A 1,774-nucleotide genomic window follows, 5' to 3' on the forward strand; every position below is an offset into this window, starting at 1 on the left:
GCCCGGCGGCGGGGTTGCGGCGGGCTCGGTCACGGGGTGCTCTCCTCAAGGACGTCAAGGACGGCATGGACGGGGACGGCGCCGGCGCCGGCGGGGTCGCCCGCCGCCTCGGCCTCGACCCGGGCGGTCAGATGGCGGACCAGCTCGATCAGCACCCGCTTGCCGGACTCCCGGTCCCGGGCGTCGCAGTCCACCAGCGGCACCCCGGGCGGCAGGTCGAGCGCCTCGCGGACCTGCTCCAGGGTGTGGGTCGGCTCGCCGAAGTTGTTGCGGGCGACGATGAACGGGGTGCCGTGGTGCTCCAGCCGGTCGATGGCGTACCAGGAGTCCTCCAGCCGCCGGGCGTCCACCAGCACGACCGCGCCCAGGGCGCCGCTGAACAGCCGGTCCCAGAGGAACCAGAACCGCTCCTGCCCCGGCGCGCCGAACAGGTACAGCACCTGGCTGGCGGACAGCGTGATCCGGCCGAAGTCGAAGGCGACCGTGGTCGACCGCTTGCCCCAGGCTCCGGTGGGGTCGTCGATCCCCTCACCGGCCCTGGTCATGACCTCCTCGGTGTTCAGCGGACGGATCTCGCTGACCGCGCCGACCAGGGTGGTCTTGCCCACGCCGAAGCCGCCGACCACGACGATCTTCAGCGCGTTGTCGGCGGTCCGGCGCAGCGGAGTCCGCCCGCTCGGACGCGCGACCGCGCCCTCAGAGCTGTTGGAGTCCATGCAGCACCTGCTTCAGCGTGTCGAGATCGGGCAGGCGGGCCTTGGTCGGCGCGAACCGGGGGTGGCGGGCGGTGATCGACCCGGCCTCCAGCAGGTCGCCGAGGAGGATCTTCACCACCGAGACCGGCAGCGCCAGCTCCGCGGCGACCTCCACCACGGCGGTCGGCGCCTCGCACATCCGCAGGATGCGCACGTGCTCCGACTGCGTGCCCGACGCCGGCTCCCGCTCGGCGACGATCAGGGTGACCAGGTCGAACGCGTTCTCCGGGGCCCGGCTGCGGCCTCTGGTGATGGTGTACAGGCGGTCCGGGTCGTCGTCCCGGCCCGGCATGACCGGCCGCCCGTCGGTGCTCCCCCCGCCCCCGCTCACGCCCGGGCGCTTCCGTCGGCCGCCCGGGGCTCCGGACCCGCGGCGTCCTCCCGGGCCGGGGCGCTGAGGTGGACGCCGATCTGCTCGATCAGGCCGTGCATGTTGTGGCCGACCACGCCCACGTCGGCGTCCTCGTCGGTGACCACGGCGAGGTGGGCGCCCTCGCCGGCCGCGACGATGCACAGCACGCCGCCGTGGAACTCGGTCATCGACTGCCGCACCCCGCCGGTGCCGTCGCCGAACTCGATGGAGGCGCCGTGCGCCAGGCTCTGCAGGCCCGAGGCGATGGCGGCGAGCTGGTCGGCCTGGTCGTTGCCGAGGCCGGAGGTGTGGCAGAGCTTGAGGCCGTCGGCGGAGAGCACCAGGGCGTGCCGGGTGCCGGGGGTGTTGGTCAGCAGGTTCTCCAACAGCCAGTCGAGGTCGCGGTCGGTGGCACTGCTCATCAGGAGTCCTTCTCGGTGACGGGGGAAACGTCGGACGCGGGGTCGGTGGCGGGCCGGGTGCCCGCGGCGTCCTCGGCCGGTGCGGTGTCCTTGCCCGGTGCGGTGTCCTTACTCGGTGCGGTGCCGTTCGCCGGCGCCGGGTCCCTGGCCGGCAGGGCGGCCCTGCGGACGGCGCCGATCCGGGCGGCGGCGCCCGCCGCGTCGGGGCGGGCGGACAGCAGCACGTTGCGGGTGTTGGCGTCCCC

3 protein-coding genes and 1 pseudogene are annotated in these 1,774 nt (G+C 74.4%); all 4 read right to left on the reverse strand.

Going from position 1 to position 1,774, the window contains the following annotated elements; all coding sequences use genetic code 11:
* Positions 1-29: 29 nt before the first annotated feature.
* Complete coding sequence (locus ABD308_RS38515; RefSeq protein WP_344345630.1) at positions 30-716, reverse strand: GTP-binding protein; 687 nt, start codon at positions 714-716, stop codon at positions 30-32.
* Positions 697-1,047 (reverse strand): DUF742 domain-containing protein, encoded by a 351-nt coding sequence (locus ABD308_RS38520; RefSeq protein ID WP_344345634.1) that lies wholly within the window; start codon positions 1,045-1,047, stop codon positions 697-699. The genes ABD308_RS38515 and ABD308_RS38520 overlap by 20 nt, the downstream gene beginning before the upstream one ends.
* Positions 1,048-1,082: 35 nt before the next feature.
* Positions 1,083-1,529 (reverse strand): roadblock/LC7 domain-containing protein, encoded by a 447-nt coding sequence (locus ABD308_RS38525; protein ID WP_344345632.1) that lies wholly within the window; start codon positions 1,527-1,529, stop codon positions 1,083-1,085.
* A pseudogene (locus ABD308_RS38530) lies at positions 1,529-1,774 on the reverse strand (hypothetical protein); the annotation flags it as partial. The pseudogene ABD308_RS38530 and the gene ABD308_RS38525, both read right to left, overlap by 1 nt.

This window comes from Kitasatospora putterlickiae (assembly GCF_039527695.1).
GTDB lineage: Bacteria > Actinomycetota > Actinomycetes > Streptomycetales > Streptomycetaceae > Kitasatospora > Kitasatospora putterlickiae.